This is a genomic window from Priestia sp. P5 (assembly GCF_029522155.1).
GTDB classification, from domain to species: Bacteria; Bacillota; Bacilli; order Bacillales; family Bacillaceae_H; genus Priestia; species Priestia megaterium_E.
On the sequence record NZ_JAKWFJ010000001.1, the window covers coordinates 824,274 to 850,664 of the forward strand.

Sequence of the window (26,391 nt, forward strand, 5' to 3'; positions counted from 1 at the left end):
AACGTCATGAGAAAAAGAATAGTTCTTACTCTTTTTCCATGACATTCAATTTTTTGAAAATATTAATCACATCTTTTGGGTGTTTTCTTACATAAGAGAGTTTGGTAGAGTTTTTTAAGTATAAATACAGGGAAAAGAAGGCAAAAGCTCTATATTAAAGGGGAAAGGGTGTTTTTAGAATGATATTAGAAGTCACAGCTGCAACCTTACATGATGCTAAAGTTGCCCAGGAACATGGTGCCGATCGTATAAGCCTTGTAACTGGAATCGGTGAAGGCGGCTTAACCCCAAGCTACGGTTTGATGAAAAAAGTGAAAGAAACGATACATATCCCAATATTTGTGATGATTCGTCCACATAATCAATCTTTTCAATATGATGAAGATGATTTGCAAACAATGATTGAAGATATTCACTATGCAAGAGAAATTGGCATTGATGGAATTGAAATCGGCTGTTTAACAGAAGACAAAATTATTGATGAGCAAGCTTTAAAGCGACTGCTGGATGCGGCAGGAGAAATGAATGTAACGTTCCACTTAGCATTTGATGAAATCAGTGATCAAGAAAAGGCGCTTGAAACGCTTTTAAGCTATAAGCAAATTCAGCGTGTCATGACTTCAGGAGCGGATAAAAGTGCACTAAACGGTATTCCTCATATTAAAAAACTGTTAAGAAGAATGAAAGATAAAGATATTATTTTAATCGGGACAAAAGGGCTGAAACCTGAAAATCTTCAAGCGTTCTTATCCGTTACTCCCGTGAAAGAAATTCGTATTGGTTCAGGAGTTCGAGTGAATTGTCAATATACGAAACCGCTTGACCCAAGGAGTGTAAAAGCTGCAAAAGAGACGATGAATAAACAAAAGTAACAGAAGTGCTACAAGAAATTGTAGCACTTTTTTATTTGCAAATAAAAAAGGACTTATGACATAGTTTTCCCTAATTGGAAAACATCACAAACCCTATCAAACCCTTGATACGTATGAGAATGCTATATTTTTAAGCGCCTAGAGTGGAATAGGAATAATTTCATATTTTCAGAATAATCATTGACAGTGATAATCATTATCATTTATTGTTGTAATTGTTAATGAAAATCATTATCAATTGAATAAACAGGAGGATATGATATGTCAACGTCAACGAAACAACTTACATCAAATGAAATGCTGCTTGCTATGCAAAATGAACGAGAATCCAATGCAAGGTCTTATCCGAGACGCCTTCCTATTGCGATTAAGCAAGCAAAGGGCGCCGTGATCACGGATATGGATGGAAAAGAGTATATTGATTGTTTAGCCGGAGCCGGCACGCTTGCTCTAGGTCATAACCATCCCGTAGTTCATGAAGCAATTCAAGACGTTTTAGCAAAATCTATTCCTTTACATACATTAGATTTAACAACGCCTGTGAAAGAAGCTTTTGTTGATGAAGTATTCGCTAGTTTACCAGAAAACTTTGCAAATAAAGCGAAAATCCAATTTTGTGGTCCAACTGGAGGAGACGCGATTGAAGCGGCTTTGAAGCTTGTAAAAACAGCAACCGGTAACCGAACGATTTTATCTTTTCAAGGGGGATATCACGGCTCCACTCATGGAACGTTAAGCATCAGCGGTACAACGAGTCCCAAAAAGCACATTCATGCGCTAGTGCCCGATACACATTTTCTACCTTATCCATATGAATACCGCTGCCCGTTTGGCGTAGGTGCTGAAGGTCACACTTACATTAGTACATACATTGAAAATATGCTGGATGATCCTGAAAGCGGAATTGTTACTCCGGCGGGTGTTGTAGTAGAAATTGTACAAGGAGAAGGAGGCTCTGTTCCCGCGCCGATTCCATGGTTAAAAGAGCTTCGCAGAATCACAAAAGAACGAAACATTCCGCTTATTGTCGATGAAGTTCAGACTGGAATCGGGCGAACAGGGAAGCTTTATGCATTCGAGCACGCTGATATCGAACCGGATGTATTAGTATTATCTAAAGCAATTGGAGGAAGCCTGCCTTTATCCGTTGTTCTATATGATAAAAAGCTTGATCAATGGGAAGCAGGTGCACATATCGGCACATTTAGAGGAAATCAGCTTGCGATGTCTACAGGACGAGCTACTCTGCAATTTATAAAACAAGAAAACTTACCTGCACATGCTCACGAGTTGGGAACCTATATTCAAAACCAGCTAAAACATATCCAAAAGCAAGTATTGTCGATTGGCGATGTACGCGGAAGAGGTTTGATGCTGGGCGTTGAAATCATAGACGCAACAAAGCCGGCTAATAAAATCGGCAGTCATCCTGCAAACGGTGAGTTAGCTAAGCTGATTCAAAAAGAATGTTTCGACAGAGGCGTCATTTTAGAAGTGGGTGGAAGACATGGTGCTGTTATTCGTCTGCTTCCTCCATTAATTTTAACGAAACAACAAACCGATGAAGTGTTAACAAGATTTGAAGAAGCGATAAAAGCAGCAGAAGAGAAGTGGGTGAATAAATAAAATGGCGCCGTTTGAAAAGTGGTTTTTATCATCATCCAAAGAAAGCCTCGAGAATTATGAAGCGATGATAGGCGGAATGACTGAGATGATTAAACGTCACTACCATACACTAAAAGCCCCTTATACTCACATAGACATTCACGAACTATCGAACTTAGTCAATCGCTCGGTCTATTTTAACGAGCATGAACAGCCGCTAGAAGATCTGTTTGATGACGTACAAGCCGTAGTGATGGATCATTCGCTTCATATTTCGCATCCCGGGGCAATGGCGCACTTGCATTGTCCTCCGATTATACCGGCCCTTGCTGCAGAAGTGATGATTTCTGCTTTAAATCAATCTATGGACTCGTGGGATCAAAGTCCGGCAGCTACGTATATAGAAGATCAAGTGATTGATGAGTTAACACAACAAATTGGTTATCCAAGCTCTTCTTCCGGCGTTTTTACAAGCGGAGGGACTCAGTCGAATTATATGGGACTTCTGCTTGCTCGTAATGAGTATTGTCATGCTGCATTTTCCATTGATGTTAGTGAAGAAGGCTTACCGTTTGAAGCTAAAAAACTGCGAATTTTCTGCTCTGAAAAAGCCCACTTTACGGTACAGCAATCTGCAGCTCAGCTTGGACTGGGCATGAATGCTGTGGTGAGTGTAAAGTGCAATGAAAGGCACGAGATGGATATAGAAAATTTAGAAGAAGCAATACGGGAAGTCAAAGCCCAGGGAAACCTTCCTTTTGCTGTTGTAGCAACGGCAGGCACGACGGATTTTGGAAGCGTGGATCCTCTTTTTGAAATAAGTGAGCTGGCTAAAAAAGAAGGGCTTTGGCTTCATGCTGACGCCGCTTATGGAGGAGCGCTGCTGTTTTCACATAAATATCGTGAACGCTTAAAAGCTCTTGAACGAGCAGATTCTATTACGATGGATTTTCATAAGTGGTTTTATCAGCCGGTAAGCTGCGGGGCATTTTTACTGAAGAATTCAGCTATGTTCAAACACATTCAGCTTCATGCAGATTATCTAAATCCTGAAGAAGATGAGCATGTACATTTGGTAGATCGCAGTATTCAAACGACCAAACGATTTGACGCCTTGAAGCTATGGCTGACTTTCCGTGCAGTAGGTACAAATGAGTATGGAAAAATGGTTGATCATACGATTGAAACGGCTAAGCAAACAGCTGAACATTTACGAAAGCAAAGGAATATTGCGGTGTTAAATGATCCTTATCTGAACGCGGTTGTATTTCGCTATGTGCCAGATACTTTATATGGTGATTGTCAAAAACAGCAGCATTATGAAAATGAGTTGAATCAGCGTATTCAGCGGCACTTATACGAAAAAGGCACGTTTATCATGGCAAAAACAAAGCATAAAGAGCAGGCATATTTAAAGCTAACGATGTTAAATCCTATGATTACAGTTGCTTCTGTTGCCACTCAGTTAGAGGAAGTCGTGGCTTTAGGAAAAGAGTTGGAGAAAAAGGAGGAGCGATTACGTGAACGCTCAGTTATCGGCTAATTTTATTACAATGCAAAATATTATTAATTGCTATATTCGAGAAACAGGTAAGGGAGTATGGCAGTCCGTTTCAGAAATGAAAAGCGAGGAAACGCTCGTTCTTAGGCTAGAAAAACAGCCGGTAACTCTTTACTTTCCAGTAAAGTACCGCTCAGCTACCGGACGTCACTTGTTCTTTCCGGTCTTTTATTATCGCATTCAGAAAGATGAGCTCAAGGAGTTAGATGTCGTCACTCTTTTAGCCTTTCTTTTAAAAGAAGTAACAGATCATTTACTGCAGGTGAATGAGTTAATTGTACGTGTGCTACTAAGCTATGAAAATATGAAATTGTTCATTGAAAAAAGACAGAAAGAGTTAGAAACGTGTTACAAATGGGACAAAACCTTCTTAGAATCTGAGCAGTCATTGCTTATTGGCCACCAGCTTCATCCAACACCTAAAAGCCGTCAAGGGATATTACCTGAAGAAGAAGAGGTATTTGGGCCTGAAGTGAACGGCAAATTTCAGCTTCATTATTTTAAAGCACATAAATCGCTTGTTGAAGAACAGTCCGCCGGGAGTCAAACCGCTTCACAGCTTATTAAAGAGCAGTTGAAAAAAGATAAGAAGGTTTCTGAAGAATTCATACAGTCGTATTGCCAAGCGGACGACTATTCACTTATACCTATGCATCCGCTGCAAGCTCGTTATCTTTTAGGAAAAGAAGAAGTGTGTGAATGGATTCAAAAAGGCAGGCTTGCTTATCTAGGGCCACACGGTCAGCCGTTTTATCCGACTTCGTCTGTTAGAACTGTATACAGTGAAGATGCAGATGTAATGTACAAATTTTCTATTCCGGTGAAGATTACTAATTCACTGAGAGTGAATAAACGTAAAGAATTAAACAGAGGTGTAGAAGTGAGTCGTTTATTGCAAAAGGGATTACAGGCGGAGCTTCAAGAAAATCATCCGGCTTTTCAAGTAATCGAAGACCCTGCTTACATCACGCTTGGAAAGAAGGAGCTTGGGTTTGAAGTCATGATTCGAAGCAACCCTTTTCAAGGTAACCAAGGAGATCGTACAACACTCCTAGCAAGTTTGTGTCAAGATCATGTGTTTGGGAAAGCTTCTCAAATTGAAAATATTATTAGTTATATTGCTGCAAGTGAAAATAGCACGAATGAAGACATAAGCAAGCGCTGGTTTAAACGCTATTTAGATGTTTCTTTTCATCCTATGATGTGGCTTTACACTCAAAAAGGAATTGCGCTGGAAGCTCATCAGCAAAATTCCGTTATTAAACTTGATGAAAACGGATATCCATCGGTGTTTTACTACCGTGACAACCAAGGCTATTACTTTATGAAATCAAAGGAACAAGAGCTTCGCAAGCTGCTTCCTTCCTTAAATGGAGAAAGCGATACGGTATGTGATGACGCTGTAGCAGAAGAAAGATTTCGTTATTACGTATTTTTTAATCATATTTTAGGATTAGTTAATGCTTTTGGTGCAGCTGGCCTCGTTCAAGAGTCAGATCTGCTATTGATTCTACGACAAGAAATAGAGATGTACACAGAAAAAGATCATACGGGGCTTGTTTCATCGATGTTAGAAGAGAAAGTGCTTCCTTGCAAAGCCAATTTCTTAACGCGCGTTCATGATATGGATGAGCTGGTAGGCTCTCTTGAAACGCAGTCTGTTTATGTAAATGTTGAAAATCCTCTGTACGAATTGGCAGGTGTACGGGTATGAAGTCGGCATTACAAACGCAGTATCCATTTATGATTCAGCAAAAGGAGCAGAGCATCACCTTTCGCTCTGTTTCTTTTGCAAAAGATTATGAACGGCTGTACAAGTGGATGCATGAACCGCATGTTATTCCGTATTGGAATTTAAATATTTCAAAACAGGCATATGAGCAGCATTTAAAAACATTTCTCGCTGATTCCCATCAAAAACTGCTAATTGGAGAAATTGACGGTGTACCTATGAGCTATTGGGAATCTTATACGGTTGACGGCGATATTATCAGTAACTATTACCCTTATGAAAAAGGAGATCAAGGGATTCATTTATTAATTGGAGCACCTGATTTTTTAGGAAAAGGCTATATTTATCCGCTCCTTCTTAGTTTACTAAAGCACAAGTTCGAGGTAGCAGATACTGCCAAAGTAATAGCGGAACCAGATATACGAAATGAAAAGATGATTGCAGTATTTAAAAAATGCGGCTTTCAATTTATGAAAGAAGTGTCGCTGCCTGATAAAACAGGTGTATTGTTGAAATGTGAAAGAAAAGTATTTGAAAGAAGGTGGAGCGAATGGAACAACGGGACATTTTAGACGTAATTGGAGTAGGAGTTGGTCCATTTAACTTAGGATTAGCAGCTTTAATTAATAAAACAGATTGTACATATAAATGTTTTGAACAAAAAAATGAGTTTAATTGGCATCCAGGAATGCTTTTAGAAGGGACCACTCTTCAAGTTCCGTTTATGGCAGATGTGGTCACGATGGTGGATCCGAAAAGTCCATACACGTTCTTAAATTATTTGCATGAGCATGAGCGCTTGTATCAGTTTTATTTCTTTGAGAAGTTTCATATCCCAAGAAACGAATACAATCATTATTGCCGCTGGGTAGCAAGCCAGCTGAGCGGGCTTGAATTTAACAGCAGAGTAATAGAAGTGAAAATGCATGAAGACGCTAAACCTTTTTATGAAGTAACGGTTGAAAAAGAAGGAAAGCTTCATACCTATTACAGCTATCATCTTGTAACCGGAGTAGGTACGCAGCCCGTGATGCCAAGAGACTTTCAAACAGTGGCAAGCGATACATTTTATCACTCCGCTCATTATAAAATGAATCGTGAGCAAACGCTGAAGGCTAAAAGTATAACCGTAATTGGCTCTGGTCAAAGCGCAGCTGAAATTGTCTATGATTTACTTCAACAGCAGCCTGAATTTGACTATAAGCTGAATTGGTATACGCGCTCAAAAGGGTTTTATCCGATGGAGTATTCAAAGCTTGGTCTTGAACATTTTTCACCGGATTATACCCGCTATTTTTACAGATTGCCCCAAGAGAAAAAAGAGAGCGTTTTACGAAATCAAGCTCTTTTATACAAAGGAATAAGCTTTGAAACGATCGGTGATATTTATGATTTAACTTATGAGCGAACGATTGGCGGAAAAGAAGTGCCGCTAACGATGCGGGCGCTTACGGAACTTGCAGGCGTTGAAAAGACAAACGATACACATCTTCTTACTCTTCACCAATACGAGGAGGACTCGTTTGAAAAAGAAGAAAGTGAAATTGTCATTATGGCTACGGGCTATCATGCAAAAGAGCCTGCTTTTATGGAAGGTTTAAAAGAACATTTGCTGTTTGATGAAAAAGGACAGCTGAAAATTAGCGAACTTTATCAAGTTGAGATGAAGAAAAAAGGCGCTCCGCTATTTGTTCAAAACGGAGAGCTTCATACACACGGGGTTGGAGCCCCAGACTTAGGTTTAGGCGCTTATCGAAATGCTGTTTTGATTAATCAAATTGCAGGTAAAAACGTGTACAAAATATATGAAAATACTGTCTTCCAAAAGTTTGGATTTTAAGAAATGATTTCTCCGCGCTTTGTTTTTATCTGTTTGTTTATGACCATGACGTCAGAGGTATTGTTATCACCATTTTATCCACAGTATTTTACAAATGCTTTCCATGTAGATGGAGTCGCAATGACGTCTTTTTTTATTATTTGCTGCCGGATTGTGGTCATTGTTATGACTCCTTTATGGGGAATGCTGCTTAAGAAGTGGAAAGTACAACATATAATCGCAGCGTCCCTTCTAATGACAGCCTTAATTAAAGTCATTCTGAGCGAAGTTTCTACTTTTTATGGATTTTTAGTCACTTCGTTAGTATTACTTGTGTTTCAAAGTAGTTTATATCTTTTGTACCCATATTTAGTAGGCGGCATGAAAAATGGACAGAAAAAGGCAAGTGCTGCAACAACCTATGTATTTATTGTTCATACGGCTATTATTGTCGCTAGCTTGTTCGGAAGTACGATTATTGCATGGGAAATGCCGCTTAAAGTATATCAGTACTTTGCTTTAGCTGATATGGTACTGGCCGTATGGCTCATAACAAGAAAAGCTTCATCTTTAAAAAAAGAAAAAACACCATCATACATTCAAAGTATAAACGAGCCTATTTTTTTCTATTTGCTGGTTATTTTCTTTTTTCACCTTGGACACAATGTCATTCGCCCTTATTTTACATTGTTTACAAGTGACACATATGGCATGAGCAGTCAAGGCAGCGCTTTGTTATATGTGATGCCGAGCATTATGGCGATCATCTTAAAGCTTACGGTACCTACAAAGCTATTTAATGGCAAAGTTATACCGCTTTTTTATGGCGTAACGGGTGCTAGTGCTTTACTGCTATGTTTGCAAGCATATGCCGATCATCTCAGCATGTTTATTATAAGTCGAATTTTATATGGAGCTGGGTTTTATCTCAGCATGGTTATACTTGATATCTATTTATTTCAAAAAAGCAAAAAAGGAGCTGCTTACTATTACAGCTGGCTTATTGCTGTTCAAAATCTTGCCCTGCTGATTGCACCGCTTTTAGCACTAGAAATCAGCAAAGTAAATTTAGCGCTTCCTTTAGCAGCTGGTGCCGCTGCTTTGCTAGCTGCTAGCGCTGTAATGCCGTTGCGTAATAAAACAATCCCTATCCTAAGACAAGTAAAGGAGAATGAAGGATGAAAATCAAAGAAACGAATCTTTCCGTATTTAATAAGCAATCATGGGAAAAAGCAAATCGACAGCTTTTAGCTAAAATGCTGCAGGAATTTATGTATGAACATATTATTACACCGAAGGAACTGCAAAAGCAGGGTGAGATTTCCACCTACCAGTGGGAAGACCACCGGGGCGTTACGTATACATATCAAGCGAAACAGCGAATGTTTGATAGTTTTTCTGTACTGCCAGAAAGTATTAAGCTGACATCTAAAACGTCAATCCCTACATTTTCTGAGGCCTTGCAGCTGTTAATTAGCCTATCTGAAGACAAAGGAATGTCTAGCTCAACCGCAGGTCACTTAGCAAAAGAATATTTTCATACGTTAATAGCAGACGTGCATTTGCAAAATCGAAAATCAGCTGATGAATTAGCAGATATGGATTATGCGGAGCTAGAAGGTGAAATGACGGGACATCCTTGGATTACATACAACAAAGGCCGCATCGGATTTGGCTATGATGATTATCTGCGGTTTGCACCTGAGCAAAAACAAAAAATTCAGCTTTCATGGATTGCTGTAGCGAAGCAAATTGCTTCTTTTCATTCATTAGATACCCTCGGCTTTGATGATGTTATGAAACAGGAGCTAAACGGTGAGAGGCTAGCTGAATTTGAAAAAGAATTAACAAGCCAAGACCTTTTAGCAGCGGACTATTATTATATTCCCGTTCACGAATGGCAGTGGATGAACGTGATTGTTCCTTTATTCGCTGAATACATTGCAAATGATTTAATTGTTCCGTTAGGAGAAGGTGAAGATCAATACTTGCCTCAGCAGTCGGTTCGTACATTTGTGAATACAACAAATCGAGATAAATATCATGTAAAGCTTCCCATGAGTATATTAAATACGCTTGTGTACAGAGGCCTTCCAAGTGAGCGGACGGTAATTGCTCCTCAAGTAACTCAGCACATAAAAGGCATACGAGATCGCGATGCGTTTTTAAAAGATACGTGCAAAGTAGGACTTTTAGGTGAAGTGGCTACGTTAAACGTAACTCAGCCGACGTTTGCTTCTATTCAAAACGCGCCTTATCAGTATTTAGAAATGCTGGGAGTCGTTTGGCGTGAAAGCATTTATCAAGAGTTAGAAGAAGGAGAGCATGCGATTACGCTGGCTGCGCTTTTACATGTTGACAGTAAAGGGAAAGCTTTAGTTTCGTCGTATATAGAAAAGTCAGGTTTAACTCCTAACCAGTGGATTGATGCGTTAACCAGCGCTGTGTTGCCGCCGCTTCTTCATTACTTATATCAATACGGTACTGTATTTTCCCCGCACGGTCAAAATACGGTATTAGTGCTCAAACATAACAAGCCTGTTCGAATTATTATGAAGGATTTTGTAGACGACGTGAATATTAGCGATCAGCCGTTTGAAGAACTGCAGCAGCTATCTTTTGAATTAAAAGAAGTGCTGCGCAGCGAAGAGCCGGAAGGACTGACGCAGTTTATTTTAACAGGGTTATTTGTTTGTCACTTCCGCTATTTAGCAACTATTTTAGAAGAGCATGAAGGCGTAGAAGAAGCGGACTTTTGGAAAAGTGTACGAGCAGAAATTTTACATTATCAAGCATCATTTCCACATTTGAAAAAACGATTTGAACTGTTTGATTTATTACGTCCAACCATTACGAAATTAACGTTAAATCGAAATCGAATGTTTGATTACGGATACGAAGATGACGGAGATCGTCCTCACGCAAGCGAATATGGCAAGGTACGAAATGCTTTGCATGAAGTGAGTGAAAAAGCTGTGCAATAATAAGGAAAAGCCGCTGGTGTTGTGCTAGCGGCTTTTTTATGGTTAATTCAAAAGCAGGAAGCGAAGGGGATGAGCTGCAGCACTTTAGGAAACACTCATTTTATGTATGTGTAGAATGTAAAGGTGAGTGAATGAACGATTTGATGTAATAGATATGCTAGAACAACAAATAAACAAGCCTAAGCAAACGTCTCGGTTTTCTTTTATGAAAGCACTATTTCAATGTCGCATCGCTACAAGGATAATGGTACAATTGTCTGTATATTTAAAAAAAGAGAGGGAATTACATGAAATCGCATATTCAAAAACATTTAACTTCATATAAAGAGAAATATAAAAATCGCGGTCGGCTGCTAATTAGCTGTCCGGACAAACCGGGTATTGTAGCCGCTGTGTCTACGTTTTTACATGAGCACGGTGCAAATATTGTAGAATCAAGTCAACATTCAACGAACCACGAAGGGGGTATGTTTTTTATCCGTTTCGAATTTGAATGTGAGGATTTATTAGCTAAAGAAGCAAAACTAGAAGAAAGCTTCAAAAAAATTGCCAATACATTTTCAATGAACTGGCAGTTTACATATGCTCATAATTTGAAAAAAACAGCTATTTTTGTGTCAAAAGAGCCTCATTGTCTACTAGAGCTGCTGTGGGCATGGGAAAGCGGAGATTTGATGACAGACATCGCTATCGTTGTGAGCAATCACGAAGATGCGCGCGAAGTGGTTGAATCATTCGGTATACCGTTTAAGCATATACCGGCGACAAAAGACATTCGCCAAGAAGCAGAAGCCAAACAGCTGCAGGTATTAAAAGATTATAATATTGACGTGATTATCTTGGCGCGTTATATGCAAATTTTAACGCCGACTTTTGTGGCTGAAAATCCGTATCGTATCATTAATATTCACCATTCATTCTTACCGGCATTCATTGGAGCACGTCCATATGAACGCGCATATCAACGAGGTGTAAAGTTAATTGGTGCTACGTCTCACTATGTAACGGACGACTTGGATGAAGGACCAATTATTGAACAAGATATTGAACGCGTGAACCACCGTGATGATGCGGATGACTTAAAGAAAAAAGGCCGCTTAATTGAACGTACGGTGCTCGCACGTGCTGTAAAATGGCATTTAGAAGACCGCATTTTAGTGCATGAAAACCGCACAATTGTATTTAATTAACAAAGACTAAGCTATTAAAAAGTAGTTTAGCCGAAGGAAGATCCGAACGATGAATCGAGATTCTTGAGAGAGAATGAAATTCGTTCGGATTTTTTTAATGGTGATAGTAAGCGTAGATTTCATCTGTTTAGTTGCTTCTAGCGGTTGATTGGAGGGAAAGGCGAAGACTCCTGCGGGAAAAGCGGAACAGATGAGACCCCTCAAGTGTAAGCGACGAGGAGGCTCATCTGCCAAGCCTTGCACGGAGGTCAACCGCGGTGTCATAAGCGATTCATACTCGATTATTTAATTGATTTTGTTAGGTCTCATTCTCGTTTTTTCCGGGGGAATCGCGTATCTAAATGATAAAAAACTTTTCTACATGAGCTGAGATTTAGTTGTTTACTTAGCTCGTGAACACTTATACAATAGAAAAGGACTTTTTAATAAAGGAAGTGTCGGAAGTGAAACAATATCTTGAACTTTGCGAGCATGTGTTAGCAAATGGAACAAAAAAAGAAGATCGGACAGGAACAGGTACAATTAGCACATTTGGCTATCAAATGCGTTTTAATTTACAAGAAGGTTTCCCGGTATTAACGACAAAAAAACTTCATTTAAAATCAATTATTCATGAACTGCTTTGGTTTTTACAAGGAGATACAAACGTTAAGTATTTACAAGATAACGGCGTGCGCATTTGGAATGAATGGGCGGATGAAAACGGCGAGCTTGGCCCTGTGTATGGGCATCAGTGGCGTTCATGGCCAACGCCGGACGGAGAAAAAATTGATCAAATTACCAATGTTATCAATCAAATTAAAAACAACCCTGATTCTCGCCGCTTAATGGTAAGCGCCTGGAATGTGTCTGATGTAGACAATATGGCTTTACCTCCGTGTCACTGCTTATTTCAGTTTTATGTAGCGGACGGCAAATTGTCTTGTCAATTGTATCAGCGCTCAGCTGATATTTTCCTAGGCGTACCGTTTAATATTGCTTCATATGCGCTGCTTACAATGATGGTGGCACAAGTGTGTGATTTAGAGCCAGGTGATTTTGTTCATACGTTTGGCGATGCGCATATTTACAGCAATCACATTGAACAAGTAAACCTGCAGTTAACGCGTGAGCCTCATGCTTTGCCAAAAATGAAAATCAATCCAGACGTAAAATCAATTTTTGACTTTAAATTTGAAGACTTTGAGTTAGTAGACTATAATGCGCATCCTCACATCAAAGGAGCTGTGAGCGTATGATTTCCCTCATTGTCGCAATGGATCAAAACAGGCTGATCGGTAAAGAGAATGATTTGCCATGGCGCCTTCCGGAAGATTTAAAGTATTTCAAGCGCATCACAACGAGTCATACGATTGTAATGGGAAGAAAAACATTTGAATCAATTGGACGACCGCTTCCTAATCGCGAAAATGTGGTTCTTACACGTCAAAAAGATTATCAACAAGAAGGAGCAACCGTTATTCATTCAGTTGAGGAACTAGAAGCATTAGATGCTGAAAAAGAAGACGAGCTCTTCGTGATTGGCGGAGCTACTCTGTATGAGCAAACATTAGACGTTGCAAACCGACTTTATATTACGCATATTGAAGAATCGTTTGAAGGAGATACACATTTTCCTGCAATTGATTTGAGCGAATGGAAAGTTATTTCGAAGCAGCAAGGAATTAAAGATGAAAAAAATCCCTACACGTATTATTTTACCGTATACGAACGAAGCTAATTTTTCTTGTTAATAAAAAACGCACCCTGCCCTACAAAAAGGCAGGGTGTTTTATATTAATTTTAATTGCTTCATCATTTCGTGAAAAGCCGCTGGGCTCACAAACTGTTCAGGGCTCCAGTTAGCTTCAATCCATTCAATCAGCTCGCTTGGTGTATTAAAAACTTCTCCGCTCGTATCTGCTTTGCGAAGCATGTATCTACCGTTTTCTTCATCTGCAACTATTTCGCATGGAACGGCACTTTCGTGACTTTGAAGCGAAAACTCCATTTACTCCACAACCTTTCTTAGTTTATACCTGTTATCGCATCAGCTGCATGCAGAAAGTATGGGCAATTTTGTAAGTCTATTTAGCGTTTGCTAAACATATGTAAAGTATGTGGACAGTAAAATAGTTGGAAAAGTTTTTTTAGTTATTATTAATGAAAAATAATGATTTTTCTAAATTTTTTGTGATATAATGTACAAATTAATAATGGTAGAAGAGGAAGGAAGTTGGTTATGAAACAACAAGTAGATAATCGAACAAAACACGTACATTTAGAGGACATCATGATTGCAAATCAATTGATTAAAGATGTTGTTGTGCATACACCACTACAGCGTAATGACGTTTTGTCTGAACGATATGAATGTAATATCTATTTAAAACGGGAGGATTTACAGGTGGTGCGCTCATTTAAAATTCGCGGTGCGTACAATCGAATCAAAAAATTATCCCCAGAAGAATTAGAAAATGGAATTGCCTGTGCAAGTGCAGGAAACCACGCACAAGGTGTAGCATATGCGTGCCGTCATTTAAATATCGATGGTAAAATCTTTATGCCGAGCACAACACCGCGCCAAAAAATTAATCAAGTGAAATTTTTAGGCAAAGATAACGTAAAGGTCGTACTAATCGGAGATACGTTTGATGATTCTTATGAACAAGCTATTGCATGCAGTGAAGAGGAACATCGAACATTTATTCACCCATTTAATGATGTAGACGTTATTGCAGGACAGGGTACAGTAGCCGTTGAAATGTTCAATGACTGTGAAGATGAAATTGACTACGTATTTGCGGGTATCGGCGGGGGCGGATTAATTTCCGGTGTCGGCACATACGTAAAAAGCATCTCGCCTCAAACAGCTGTGATTGGGGTAGAACCAGCAGGCGCGCCTGGCATGCAGACATCTTTAGCAAATGGAAATGTAGTGACGCTACCGGCAATCGATCCATTTGTAGACGGAGCAGCTGTTAAAACAGTTGGAACGCTTCCGTATGACATCAGTAAAGAGCTTGTGGACGATATTGTAGTTGTTCCTGAAGGCAAGGTTTGTACAACCATTTTATCTTTATACAATGAAAATGCGATTGTAGCAGAACCAGCAGGAGCTCTTTCGATTGCTGCTCTTGACTCATACCGTGAGCAAATTAAAGGGAAAACGGTTGTTTGCGTCATCAGCGGAGGAAACAATGACATTGGACGTATGCAAGAAATCAAAGAACGTTCGATGATTTATGAAGGATTACAGCATTATTTTATCGTTAATTTTCCTCAGCGCGCAGGAGCTCTTCGTGAATTTCTAGACGAAGTGCTTGGACCGACGGACGATATTTCGCGCTTTGAGTATACGAAAAAGAATAACAAAGACAGCGGACCAGCACTTGTGGGAATCGAGCTTAAGCATAAAGAAGATTACTATCCACTGATTAATCGTATGGATAAAAAAGGATTCCCTTACACAGAAATTAATAAAGAAAGCAACTTGTTTCACTTATTTATTTAAATAGAAGGTCATTTTAAAAAGGAATGCTTCATCAACTGTCGAATAAGTTGATGAAGCATTTTTATTTTTTAAAAAATTTGTGTTTTCTTTTTATTTTATCAAGACAGAAAGTGCCTCAAGCATTATAATAAAATAAACGGGTAAAAAGAGGGTTGATCGCCTTGCTATTAAAAAGCCTTGAATTTAAACATGTCAGTGGTCAAAAAGTAAAAATTACTGAAATTCCAGTTTTAGAGGAAAATAGCACGTTTCGGTTCATGTTATCTGCAAAACTTGATTTATTTATTAAACAAATCACGAACGAATCAGTTCCGAAGCAAACCTACTCGTTTAAAGAATATTTAAAACGCGTGTTGAAATGGAAAGATTACGAACAGCTCTTTAAGTCTCATGTATTAAAACATAATGCATAAACGTAAAAGTTGACTTTTCTGAATATTTCAGCAGAGTCAACTTTTTTTGTTTATATAAAAGGTTGAACATGCGTTTTACGAATTAGCAAAACTTGCATTCTATTATAACTATATTGTTGTAAGTGTTCATGTTATACTAGTCTGCAATGCATCTTATAGGGGTGAACACATGGCGAAAATTAAAGTGGTAACGGATTCAACAATTGATTTAACGTTGGAAGAAGCTGAAAAGTACGGTATTGAGATGATACCTTTATGTATTAACATTGATAATGAAACGTATTTAGATCGCGTGGAATTAACGCCGACAGATTTTATTGAAAAAATGAAAAATTCAAAAGAATTACCAAAAAGCTCTCAGCCGGCTATTGGTTCTTTTGTTGAAGTATATGAACGATTAGTTAGTGAAGGGTATGACGTCATTTCGATTCATATGACTGGGGGAATGAGCGGAACTGTTCGAGCAGCTGAAAGCGCGGCTCAAATGGTAGAAGGGAACATTACCGTTGTAGATTCTATGTATATTACAAAAGCTCTTTCGTTTCAAGTCTTTGAAGCGGTGAAAATGATTGAAAAGGGGCATACTGTAGAAGAAATTGTAGCGCGTTTGGAAGAGGTGCGACAAAATACAAACCTTTTTGTTGTGGTCGATACGCTTGAAAATTTGGTTAAAGGTGGACGTATTGGACGTGGAAAAGGGTTAATCGGTTCTCTTTTAAATATTAAGCCGATTGCTTCCCTAGCTGACGGAGTATATACTCCTGTTGCTAAAGTGCGCAGCCATTCTCAAATTGTTAAGTTTTTAACGAAGCAGTTCGAAGAGCATACAGAAGGAAAAAGTATTAAAGGAGTAGGGCTTGTACATGCAGATGGACTTGGGCTCGCTTCTAAGTTAAAAGAATCAATCGTGAAGGCAAGAGGCTATACGCAATTTTCGATTGAAGATACGACGCCTATTATCTCGACGCATACGGGTATTGGTGCAATTGGTTTTATGTATTTTGCTGAATAAAGTGAGTTGCTTTTTGCAAGTCACTTTTTTGGCTTTCTCTTTTTTGGAAAAAGGAGAAAGAGAAGTGGACGAACGTGTGATATAATAGAATCAACTTTCTACCAGCGAATGCTGTGCTGGTTACTATTCTTTTGAATCCGGAGTATACCGATGAAAAAATATATTCGAAATTTGAGTGTGTTTAACAAAACGGTTTTATTTTCTACTTTAATTGTAGTTGCCCTTGGAGTCATTTCTTTAGCCATTAGCTATCAAGTTCAAAAAAAAATGGCAAAAGAGACGTTAACGCAGCATGTGTTAATTATGGCCGATTTATGGAGGGAGTCTTTATCTAAACAAGACGTAATAGCAGCAGTGGATTCAAGGAACGGGCCGATTCCTGAAAAAGACGATCTAGAAAAGCAGTTCAGAAAGATTTATGAATTGCATCCGTCGTACTTGCAGGGATATATTATGACGACCGAAAAATTCAAGTCGCATGGAAATAAGATTATCGTAACAGCGAATAAGAAAATTAAGCAATCGCTAGAGCCGTCCATGATTTATTATGGGGGAGAAGAATTTTACAAATCATTTAAGGAAGCAGAACAAGAAAAGAAGAATATCGTAACATCTACATACAAAGACGAATTCGGGACGTGGATCACCGTTTTATCGCCTATTACAAACAGCTCTGGAAAAGTTGTGGCTATTCTTGGTGTAGATATAGATGCAAGCGCTATCTATATCTATCAAAAACGTTTAATTGTGTCTTTGGTCGTTGCGTTTACGCTTCTGTTTACCTTCATTATTGTGATTCAAGATTGGGGACTAAGGCGATTAATGTCGCCCCTTGGGGAATTAATAGAAGGAATTCAAGCGGTGAGTCAAGGGAAATTTGATGTGAAGCTGACACACGAAGATGATTCTGAGTTAGGGAATGTACACACAAGATTTAATGAAATGACCGAGCGGCTTCAGCAGCTTTTTCAACAAGTGTCAGCAACAAAAGAACAGCTGAACGTAGAAACGAATTTCAGTCATTCAAAAGATGGAATTGCTAAAGCGATTGATGAATTAGAAGTTATTATGGAAAAAACGAGGATGCAAAAGGAATTGCAGCGAGCAGAGAAAATGAATGCAATTGGTCAATTAGCTGCTTCTGTAGCGCATGAAATTCGAAATCCTATGACGGTGGTAAAAGGGTTTTTGCAGCTGTTTCAAGATAATACAAAGCTTTCAAACACTGAATTAAGTTACATTCATCTTATGATTAACGAAATGGACAGAGCGGAAGCGATTATTCATGATTATTTATCTTTAGCCAAGCCGGATGTTCATCAGCATCGTTTTATTAACTGCTTGGAGTGTATTACAAGCTTGGTAGACTTATTATCTTCTTATGCTTTGTTAACAAACAATATACTCATAGAATTAGACGCAAAAGAAGAGATGTATGTTCGCGGCAGCCGAAACGAATTGAATCAAGTTCTGCTTAATATTATGAAAAATGGAATTGAAGCCATGAGAAATGGTGGAACGCTTCGAGTAGGGCTTTACAAGCGAGAAGGGCATGTACATATTCAAATTGAAGATACTGGTATAGGCATGACCAGTGAACAAGTGAACCGGCTGGGAACAGCGTTTTATTCTTTAAAAGAAAAAGGAACAGGGATTGGTCTGATGGTGTCTTATCAACTGGTCGAACAAATGAATGGAAGAATTGAAGTGGAAAGCATACCAGGAAAAGGTTCAACGTTTACCTTGATTTTCCCTAGCTATGACTAAACTTTAACCGTGCAGGAGGAACATATGAAAAGCTGGTCTTATAAATTGTTTTTTTTACTGCTCATTAGTTGTATGATGTTAACAGCCTGTGGTTCCAAAATAGAAAATCCGCTTAATTGGAAGATGGACTCTTTTTCTTATGTTAACCAAGATCAAAAGAAAGTAGGGCTAAGTCAGCTGAAAGGGAACGTTTGGGTAGCTAACTTTATCTTCACAAGCTGCGAAACCGTATGTCCCCCAATGACGGCTCATATGGCTAAATTACAAAAAATGGCCAAGGATGAAGGGCTGGACGTTCGCTTTGTGTCATTTAGCGTAGACCCTGAAGTGGATACTCCGCAGAAAATGAAGGGCTATGCGACTAAATTTGGCGCTGATTTTTCGAATTGGGATTTCTTAACGGGTTATAAACAAGCGGAAATTGAAAAGTTTGCGCTAGACCAATTTAAAACGATTGTGAAAAAGCCGCAAGAAAATCCGCAGGTTATTCACGGTACGGATTTTTTTCTAATTGACAAAGATGGAGTCGTTCAAAAATCTTATCAGGGAGTGACTGATCCTCCTTATGAAGATATGTTAAAAGATATCAAAACCCTTCAGTAAGAGCTATAAATCCGTCAAATCTATCCGCCAAACACAGCTATCTTTACAGGGATGTGTTAGCGGATATTTTTATGAAAGAAACATGCTTATCCTTTTTTTTACATATACTATATATAAGAAACGTAGTAAAATATCAACTTGACATAGTATGATAAGATATAAAGATATAGTTATTCAGAGCGGTAAGCAGTATTGCTTGTGACAGCGAGAATACAGCATAGTTAGTAGGTGTTATGATGAGAAAATGGAAAAGTATAGTGATAAGCAGTATGAGTGCGGTGGTGTTAGCGAGCTGTTCGACGACGACTTTTTTGCCAACGGACAATAAAGAAGAAGCCGTTCAGAAAGAAGTGGATTTAACACCTAAAAAGCATATTCCGAAAGGCTTTTTTCCTGTAGATTTAGATATTGTAGCCATTGGCGACTCATTAACAGAAGGAGTAGGAGATGAGTCTAAAAAAGGCGGTTATGTACCATACTTAACTAAATACCTTTCTAAACAAAATGAAGTGCAAAATGTACGAACAGAGAATTTAGGTAAAAGAGGAAACCGGACGGATCAGCTATTAGCGAGGTTAAATCAGCCGGGAGTAGCAGCTGAAGTATCAAGAGCAGACATCGTTTTCTTGACGATTGGCGGCAATGACGTGATGAAAGTGGTAAGAGATTACTTTTACAATATCTCAATTAAGACGTTTGAATCACAGCAGTCAAAATATGAAAAACGTCTAAATGACGTGTTTTCACGTATACGTAAGCTTAATCCTAATGCTCATATTTATTTAATTGGTTTTTATAATCCATTCTTTAAATCGTTAAGTGATGTGAAAGAAATTAATGTTGTTATTAATGAATGGAATGCGGCAAGCGAGAAAATTGCTTCTCAATATGATAATGTAAGTTATGTAAAAATTGATGATATTTTTTATGATTCTGACGTAAATTTATTAGGGAAAGACGAGTTTCACCCTAATAAAAAAGGGTACAAACTAATGGCTGAGCGCATTAGTAAATCAATGGAGGAAGAAGATCCTCTCGTTGGAGACCAGAAAAAGGAAACAGCAGAAAAAGTTACATCTGATGAAAAAGAGAAAAACACGAAAGAGAGTGGGAACGAGTAAGGAGATTGTTATATGAAGAAGTGGAAAACCCTATTTATCGCGTTATTAGGGATTAATGTTCTAGGGGCTATCCTTATTATTGCGTTTATTTTTCAACCGGTTGACAAGGCCAATCCAACTCCCTCTGAAAAAGTAGAAGGAGACGCAGAATTAACTATTTTGGCTAAAAAAGCGGACTTAAATGTACTGATTGATAAATATTTAAAAAAAGAATTTAAGAATCAGCCGCTTAACTACAAAATTACTCTTACCGATGTAGTAAGAGTAGACGGTACGATTCAAGTATTCGGCGATGATATTAATATTCGAATGACATTTGATCCAATCGTACAAAAAAATGGAGATATTGTGCTTGAACAGCAGTCGCTTTCTGTTGGAAAGCTGCAGCTTCCTGTCCGCACAGTGCTTCGATACGTAAATAATAACTTTGCGCTACCAGAATGGGTAACGATCGATCCAAAGAATGAATCAGTATACGTAGCGTTACAGCAGATGAAGTTAGAGAGTGATTTTGCTGTAAAAGTACAAAAGTTTGATTTGAAAAATGATGATATTCGCGTACGTTTAATTTCGCGCAGTGAATAAAAAAACCTTCCAATTTGGAAGGTTTTTTTGTTAACGATCTTGGGAAATCAGCGCTTCTAATGCAGGACGGTTCTTAGCAAATCCGACGGCATATACCGTATATGTTCGATTCGGACGAAGGTTCAGTGCCGGGATTTCGAGTACTACATTTTTGGTTCCTGCTATGCGTACGCTAAGTTGAACATGCATGGGGGACAAAGGCAAATATTTTGTGACTTCTTTAAACTGCACTCCAGAAAAAATGACGTCTCCGCCTCTAGCGGCAATATCCACAGCAGGAGCATCAGGAGAAAGGTGCACAAACCGAAGTTTTGTTTCTCCACTTGGTACATCCGTATTGTCATAGATAAATAATAAATCAAGCTTGTTTAGCTCATCTACCGCCGCTACCGTGTAATTTTGGTTTCCTTCAAATGTAAATGATTCCGTTAAAACAGGTCTTCCCGTTTCTCCAGCGGGATAAATAGAAATTGTATATCTTCCAGGTTCTTGTAGTTCAATATAATCTGTTTCTTGTTTATAAGTTAAGTTGCGAATCACTCGTTTGTTGTTAATATAAATATCTACAGATGGAGAATCTGGAGAAGCATGAAGTATACGAATTTGCGGCGGATTTACGCGTAAATTCGTATTTTCAGAAGAAGTTAAGATGGCCTGCTGGATATAGTACAAATGCTTTTGATAATAATGAATATGCTTAGATGGATCACTATACTTATAGTAGTTAGCTAGAAAATCGTATTTTATTGCTTTTTTAATATATTGATCAAAGGAATAATTAGCCATATGTTCAGCTCCCTTATTGTCGGAGTATAAAAACATTTCCATACGTAACCAAACATATGCTAAAACTCATAATTTATGCCGATCACTGATCACTCCCGAGACCTCCAAGGAGAAACAATGAGCCAAATGCCCTCTATGTGCATATACTGAATTAAATTATTGACTGAAGGCTTATTGTACGACCGAATTTAGTATAGAAAAAAGGAGTGAGAGCATGCGCGATTTTTATGCTCGGATGCTACGGTTAATTATGTTAAGTTTTTTACTGCTGCTACTTTTAATTCAATTTACAGAGCGCTCTACTTCATTTATTCACATTACCCCCGCGCTAAATAAAGTAACCGAGCGAATTGAGCTGATTACCTATGATCAATAAATGTATGTTTTCTGCGTTTCGATATGTACTTGTTCTTTATGCAATTTGCTTTACATTTTTATTTGTTAGTACAGTTCCAAGCCTATTTGGTTTCACTGTGACCGTTCAAGAAACGGATTATCACCACCTGCATCGCGGAGATATAGTTGTCTTTGGAGACGAATCATCTTCTTCAAAGAATGAACTTGTACTGGCCCATAATCAAGAGCTTGATGTACTAGTTACAGCTCAAAGAGATTCTTTGCCTGCTTCTTCTAAAGTAATTGGAAGCTACGCATACCATCTCCCGTATATAGGGTTCATTATTGAGTTTATGAAAGATTTTACTACGTTACTGGTGATGGGAAGTATTTTACTTTTATTGTTTTCGTATACGTTGCAGCCCAAAAGGCGAATATGGCGTAAGAGAAAGTAAAAAATGGGCGAATGCACATACAGGACAATCAACTAACGCATATAAAGTACAGTGTACGAAATGAAAAAAACAAGAGGAGAGATTGCTATGTATAACTACGATTGTTACGACCCATGCCATCACGGAGGCTATCACCACCTATATGATACTTGCCACTATCCAATTAGCTATCCAATTGGCGGTTATCATCATTGTGGAACGGGCCAGTCATTTGCATTAATTGTTGTGCTATTTATTTTATTAATCATCATTGGCTGTACTTGTTTTTGCTGATTAGCCCTCATTTGCTCGCATGTGCGAGCTTTTTATAACAGATGGAAAAGGACAAACTTACATATAAATTGTTTAAATAATAAAAAAATTTTGCCAAATCAACATTTACCATATTATACTATAGCTAGTAACTCAATAAGCGAAGGTGAATATATGGAAAAGGAAAAAGTATTTCAACAGCTATTTTCAATGTCATTTACACCAATGCTCGTAATGAATATGGATGGAGATATCCAAATTTTAAATGAAGCGTGCTGCCACCTTTTTAAAACGACGGAGGAACGACTTCTTTCCTGTAATGTATTTGAAGAGCCAAATCGCTTTTTTATTGAAAAGCATGAAGTGGAAGCGTTAAGAAAGCAAGAGGAAGAAGTTGTTTTACTTAAGAAAAAAGTAGATCAGCAGTTTCCGATGCACATCCATATTCAGCGCACGGAAGGGGATATTCCGCTCTTAGTTGTTCAGTGGAAAGAGTTTTCCTCAAGTATTCAAAAGCAAGAGGAAGTCATTCGGAAAATGAAGCAATATAAGCAGTTTGTCCAGCAAAGCCAAGATGCATTTATTGTAACAAGAGAAGGCAGAATTCAATATTTGAATCCCGCTGGTGTTAAACTTCTTGGCGGCGAGAAAAAAGAAGAGTATATCGGGCGTCCTTGGCTTCATTTTATTCATCCCGAACATTTAGAAATCGTAAAAGAACGAATGGTTCAGCTGATGAATGGAATGTCCGTGAGGCCACGTGTTGATGTGAAACTATTGACTAAAAAAGGAGTCGTCATTATTGAATCTTCGGCAACCAAAATTAAGTTTGAAGGACAGGATGCCATTCAGTATATTATTCGCGACGTAACGGATCGGAAAAAATATGATGAAATGGCAAGCAAATCTGAAAAGCTTACAATGGTGAGCAAGTTAGCGGCAGGAGTAGCACATGAAATTCGTAATCCAATGACGGCGATTAAAGGGTTTATTCAGCTGTTAAAAGCATCAAAACAGTATAACGAAGAATACAATGATATTATGCTTGAAGAATTGAATCGCGTCGAATCCATTATTCAAGAATTTTTAACGCTGGCCAAGCCTAAAATTGAAAATTCATACCACCCAAAAAGTCTCAATCAAATCATCCGTCACGTGACATTATTATTAGATACACACGCCAATTATAAAAACTGTCGTATTATTAATGAAATTAGTGATGAGATTACAATCTTTTGTGAAGAAAATGCGCTTAAACAAGTTTTTATTAATTTAATTCAAAATGCGCTTGAGTCAATGAGCAAAGGTACAGTTAAAGTCACCGTTGAGAAAAGAAATGAATACGGCATGGTCATTATCGAGGATGAAGGCTGTGGAATTGATGAGCAATCTTTAGCCCGGCTAGGTGAACCGTTTTATTCTACTAAACAAACAGGAACGGGGCTAGGCTTAATGATTAGCTACCGAATAATCGAACAGCATCAAGGGCATATTTCATTTGCGAGTAAAGTAGGAGTAGGAACAAAAGTAGAAATTGCTCTTCCGTATATTAAAGAACCAGTGAACATTTCATAGCGCTTGCTATTCGTTCACTGGTTTTTATTTGACTGGAATAAAAACGAATGTTTTTTTATATTTTTATTTTAATGTTCGTATATATTGTTGACTAAAGGATTTGTTTTTGATATATTATCAAATGGCTAGAAAATAACCGAATGATAATAAAAAAAGAAAATTCGGTCAATGACTTTTATCTTTTACCCAAAGAAAAAAGATGATGGGAGAATGTACAATGAACTCAAATTATGATGTTATTGTGGTAGGGGCAGGACCCGCTGGGATTTTTACTTGCTATGAGTTAACGTTAAAATTACCGGAAGCAACTATTTTATTAATCGATAAAGGACACGATATCTATCGACGTAATTGTCCGATTCTTCAGAAAAAAATTGAAAAATGTCCGCCTGCGGTTGGCAAAAAAGAGTTTGCTGGCTGTTTGCCTGCTTGTTCTATCACAAATGGTTTTGGTGGAGCCGGCGCATATTCAGACGGGAAATTTAATATCACAAGTGAATTTGGAGGCTGGATGACGGATTATCTGTCTGAATCACAGGTGGTAGATTTAATTAAATATGTGGATGAAATTAATTTAAAACACGGAGCAACCGATACGATTACGGATCCGTTAACTGATAAAGTTCGTGAAATTGAAAAACGCGGATACGCAGCAGGTTTAAAGCTATTGCGTGCCCAGGTGCGTCATTTAGGAACAGAGCAAAATTTAGAAATTTTAAAAAGCATTTATGAATACTTAAAAGAAAAAATTGATATGCAGTATAAAACGGAAGTAGCCGATTTAATAACAGAAAAAGAAGACGGTCAGCATATCGTGCGCGGTATTGAATTGAAAAACGGTGAAAGAATTACGGCTGATAAAGTGGTTGTTTCACCAGGTCGAGACGGCTCGAAGTGGATGAGCGACTTACTAAAAAAACGCCGTTTAAAAATGATTAACAATCAAGTGGACATCGGCGTTCGAGTAGAAACATCCAACGTTGTTATGGAAGAAATCAACAAGCACTTGTACGAAGGGAAATTCATTTACAATACGTCTGTAGGTACAAGAGTCAGAACGTTCTGCAGCAATCCTTCAGGACATGTGGTAGTAGAGAATCATTCAGGTATTATGTTAGCAAATGGACACGCATACAAAGATCCGAAGCTTGGAAGTCAAAATACGAACTTTGCGCTGCTTGTTTCTCATAAATTTTCGGATCCATTTGATCAACCAAACGAATATGCGCACGAAGTATCAAGGTTAGCTAATATGCTGTCAAACGGGGGCTTAGTTGTTCAAAAGTATGGAGATATTCTAAAGGGCCGTCGTTCAACAGCGAATCGAATTAAAGAAGGCTTTTTAGAACCAACGTTAAAAGAAGCTGTACCGGGTGACTTGGGCTTAGTGCTTCCTTACAATACGATGAAAAGCTTAATTGAAATGACAGAAGCACTGGATCATGTAACGCCTGGTTTAGCTTCTGAACATACGCTGTTTTACGGTGTAGAAGCGAAATTTTATTCAGCTCGTCCAAAGCTAAACGATAAGTTTGAAACTGAAATCTCTGGTTTATACGTGGGAGGAGACGGAGCTGGTATTACGCGAGGACTCGCGCAGGCAAGTGCGTGCGGTGTGTGGGTAGCGCGTGACATTGTTGAAAAATTAAAGAATCGCAAAGCAAGTTCTGAACCTGTTACTGTATAAGAAAAAGAGGCCGTCACGGCCTCTTTTTTTATATGTGTTAAATAATGAGAGCGAATAAGTAAAAAGCAAAGAACTTGTACCGCTCAAACTCCGATAGTTTTATATGATAATTACCCGCTCTTTTTTTAAAAAAATTACGGAATCCGTACGTCTATCGTGAGCAGAATTAAATAGAATAAGGCGAATTGATAATGTCCATTTCTTTCTATCAATAAAGTCAGTGAAATTTTAGGGAGTTTATATCAAGCAGTACAATAAGGATAAAATCAACAGTTGGAAAGAGTTGTTTTTTTGATGAGTAAAATATTTATGGAAGCAGCAAAGTACGCGTACGTTAGAATAATTATGCAAATTTATGAATGGAATTTAATGAGAAGAAAGTTCACTTCACAAACTATTTTTTGAGTTAATTTTTTATCTATTAGATTGTAAGTCTTGTTAAATAAGTGTTTGTGTTTTATTAGAATATGATGTGAATATTTTAAAATACAACAATTCTCAACTTTTTATGATAAAATACTGCATTATTTTTGAATAAAAAGT

The 26,391-nt window shown here is 38.1% G+C and carries 25 protein-coding genes; 23 read left to right on the forward strand and 2 right to left on the reverse strand.

Annotated features, from left to right (window positions below; all coding sequences use genetic code 11):
* Positions 1–179: 179 nt before the first annotated feature.
* From MMB69_RS04210 to MMB69_RS04260, 11 genes are all read left to right on the forward strand, one after another.
* Positions 180–872 (forward strand): copper homeostasis protein CutC, encoded by a 693-nt coding sequence (locus tag MMB69_RS04210; RefSeq protein ID WP_014458532.1) that lies wholly within the window; start codon positions 180–182, stop codon positions 870–872.
* 261 nt (positions 873–1,133) lie between these two features.
* Positions 1,134–2,498, forward strand: a complete 1,365-nt coding sequence (locus MMB69_RS04215) for an aspartate aminotransferase family protein (RefSeq protein WP_277447234.1) — start codon at positions 1,134–1,136, stop codon at positions 2,496–2,498.
* A 1-nt stretch (position 2,499) separates the two neighbouring features.
* Positions 2,500–4,020 (forward strand): pyridoxal phosphate-dependent decarboxylase family protein, encoded by a 1,521-nt coding sequence (locus MMB69_RS04220; protein WP_277447235.1) that lies wholly within the window; start codon positions 2,500–2,502, stop codon positions 4,018–4,020.
* A complete protein-coding gene (locus MMB69_RS04225; RefSeq protein ID WP_277447236.1) occupies positions 3,998–5,752 on the forward strand; it encodes an IucA/IucC family protein in 1,755 nt (584 codons plus the stop codon). The genes MMB69_RS04220 and MMB69_RS04225 overlap by 23 nt, the downstream gene beginning before the upstream one ends.
* Positions 5,749–6,342, forward strand: coding sequence for a GNAT family N-acetyltransferase (locus MMB69_RS04230; protein ID WP_221812573.1), 594 nt, complete (start codon positions 5,749–5,751; stop codon positions 6,340–6,342). The genes MMB69_RS04225 and MMB69_RS04230 overlap by 4 nt, the downstream gene beginning before the upstream one ends.
* Entirely contained in the window at positions 6,321–7,610 is a 1,290-nt protein-coding gene (locus tag MMB69_RS04235; protein ID WP_221812572.1) for a lysine N(6)-hydroxylase/L-ornithine N(5)-oxygenase family protein, read from the forward strand. Before MMB69_RS04230 ends, MMB69_RS04235 begins: the two co-directional genes overlap by 22 nt.
* Positions 7,611–7,613: 3 nt before the next feature.
* Positions 7,614–8,771, forward strand: a complete 1,158-nt coding sequence (locus MMB69_RS04240) for an MFS transporter (protein WP_221812571.1) — start codon at positions 7,614–7,616, stop codon at positions 8,769–8,771.
* Positions 8,768–10,573: an IucA/IucC family protein gene (locus MMB69_RS04245; protein WP_221812570.1), complete on the forward strand. Its 1,806-nt coding sequence runs from the start codon at positions 8,768–8,770 to the stop codon at positions 10,571–10,573. The genes MMB69_RS04240 and MMB69_RS04245 overlap by 4 nt, the downstream gene beginning before the upstream one ends.
* Positions 10,574–10,860: 287 nt before the next feature.
* Positions 10,861–11,763, forward strand: coding sequence for a formyltetrahydrofolate deformylase (gene purU / locus MMB69_RS04250; protein WP_221783447.1), 903 nt, complete (start codon positions 10,861–10,863; stop codon positions 11,761–11,763).
* A 443-nt stretch (positions 11,764–12,206) separates the two neighbouring features.
* Positions 12,207–13,001: a thymidylate synthase gene (locus tag MMB69_RS04255; protein ID WP_013058746.1), complete on the forward strand. Its 795-nt coding sequence runs from the start codon at positions 12,207–12,209 to the stop codon at positions 12,999–13,001.
* Positions 12,998–13,483 (forward strand): dihydrofolate reductase, encoded by a 486-nt coding sequence (locus tag MMB69_RS04260; RefSeq protein WP_016765324.1) that lies wholly within the window; start codon positions 12,998–13,000, stop codon positions 13,481–13,483. The genes MMB69_RS04255 and MMB69_RS04260 overlap by 4 nt, the downstream gene beginning before the upstream one ends.
* A 51-nt stretch (positions 13,484–13,534) precedes the next feature.
* Here the strand turns inward: MMB69_RS04260 and MMB69_RS04265 are convergent, their stop codons facing one another.
* Entirely contained in the window at positions 13,535–13,753 is a 219-nt protein-coding gene (locus tag MMB69_RS04265) for a hypothetical protein (RefSeq protein ID WP_221812569.1), read from the reverse strand.
* A gap of 231 nt (positions 13,754–13,984) precedes the next feature.
* On the opposite strand from MMB69_RS04265, the gene ilvA reads away from it, so the two are divergent.
* From ilvA to MMB69_RS04300, 7 genes are all read left to right on the forward strand, one after another.
* On the forward strand, positions 13,985–15,256 hold the full coding sequence (gene ilvA / locus MMB69_RS04270) for a threonine ammonia-lyase IlvA (RefSeq protein WP_013084697.1): 1,272 nt from the start codon (positions 13,985–13,987) through the stop codon (positions 15,254–15,256).
* Between the two features lie 161 nt (positions 15,257–15,417).
* Complete coding sequence (locus tag MMB69_RS04275) at positions 15,418–15,669, forward strand: DUF2535 family protein (protein ID WP_221783448.1); 252 nt, start codon at positions 15,418–15,420, stop codon at positions 15,667–15,669.
* Positions 15,670–15,838: 169 nt separating this feature from the next.
* The gene (locus tag MMB69_RS04280; RefSeq protein WP_153253184.1) at positions 15,839–16,681 is read left to right on the forward strand and encodes a DegV family protein; all 843 of its coding nucleotides are present in this window, start codon (positions 15,839–15,841) and stop codon (positions 16,679–16,681) included.
* A 150-nt stretch (positions 16,682–16,831) separates the two neighbouring features.
* Complete coding sequence (locus tag MMB69_RS04285) at positions 16,832–18,448, forward strand: ATP-binding protein (RefSeq protein WP_221783449.1); 1,617 nt, start codon at positions 16,832–16,834, stop codon at positions 18,446–18,448.
* 24 nt (positions 18,449–18,472) lie between these two features.
* Positions 18,473–19,051 (forward strand): SCO family protein, encoded by a 579-nt coding sequence (locus MMB69_RS04290; protein ID WP_269870323.1) that lies wholly within the window; start codon positions 18,473–18,475, stop codon positions 19,049–19,051.
* Positions 19,052–19,287: 236 nt separating this feature from the next.
* Complete coding sequence (locus MMB69_RS04295) at positions 19,288–20,172, forward strand: SGNH/GDSL hydrolase family protein (RefSeq protein WP_221783828.1); 885 nt, start codon at positions 19,288–19,290, stop codon at positions 20,170–20,172.
* A gap of 12 nt (positions 20,173–20,184) precedes the next feature.
* Complete coding sequence (locus tag MMB69_RS04300) at positions 20,185–20,757, forward strand: YpmS family protein (RefSeq protein WP_013058738.1); 573 nt, start codon at positions 20,185–20,187, stop codon at positions 20,755–20,757.
* A gap of 30 nt (positions 20,758–20,787) precedes the next feature.
* On the opposite strand, the gene MMB69_RS04305 is transcribed toward MMB69_RS04300, so the two are convergent.
* Complete coding sequence (locus MMB69_RS04305) at positions 20,788–21,543, reverse strand: DUF4397 domain-containing protein (protein ID WP_140457029.1); 756 nt, start codon at positions 21,541–21,543, stop codon at positions 20,788–20,790.
* A 214-nt stretch (positions 21,544–21,757) separates the two neighbouring features.
* On the opposite strand from MMB69_RS04305, the gene MMB69_RS04310 reads away from it, so the two are divergent.
* The 5 genes from MMB69_RS04310 (at position 21,758) to MMB69_RS04330 (ending at position 25,848) form a co-directional block, all read left to right on the forward strand.
* Positions 21,758–21,919, forward strand: a complete 162-nt coding sequence (locus MMB69_RS04310; RefSeq protein ID WP_164796341.1) for a hypothetical protein — start codon at positions 21,758–21,760, stop codon at positions 21,917–21,919.
* Positions 21,909–22,334 carry a hypothetical protein gene (locus MMB69_RS04315; protein ID WP_260506650.1) on the forward strand — a complete coding sequence of 142 codons (426 nt, stop codon included), beginning with the start codon at positions 21,909–21,911 and terminating at the stop codon, positions 22,332–22,334. Before MMB69_RS04310 ends, MMB69_RS04315 begins: the two co-directional genes overlap by 11 nt.
* Before the next feature lie 87 nt (positions 22,335–22,421).
* On the forward strand, positions 22,422–22,607 hold the full coding sequence (locus MMB69_RS04320; protein ID WP_075419415.1) for a YjcZ family sporulation protein: 186 nt from the start codon (positions 22,422–22,424) through the stop codon (positions 22,605–22,607).
* A gap of 153 nt (positions 22,608–22,760) precedes the next feature.
* A complete protein-coding gene (locus tag MMB69_RS04325) occupies positions 22,761–24,161 on the forward strand; it encodes an ATP-binding protein (protein WP_221783450.1) in 1,401 nt (466 codons plus the stop codon).
* A gap of 217 nt (positions 24,162–24,378) precedes the next feature.
* Positions 24,379–25,848, forward strand: a complete 1,470-nt coding sequence (locus MMB69_RS04330; protein WP_221783451.1) for an NAD(P)/FAD-dependent oxidoreductase — start codon at positions 24,379–24,381, stop codon at positions 25,846–25,848.
* The last annotated feature ends 543 nt before the right edge of the window (positions 25,849–26,391 follow it).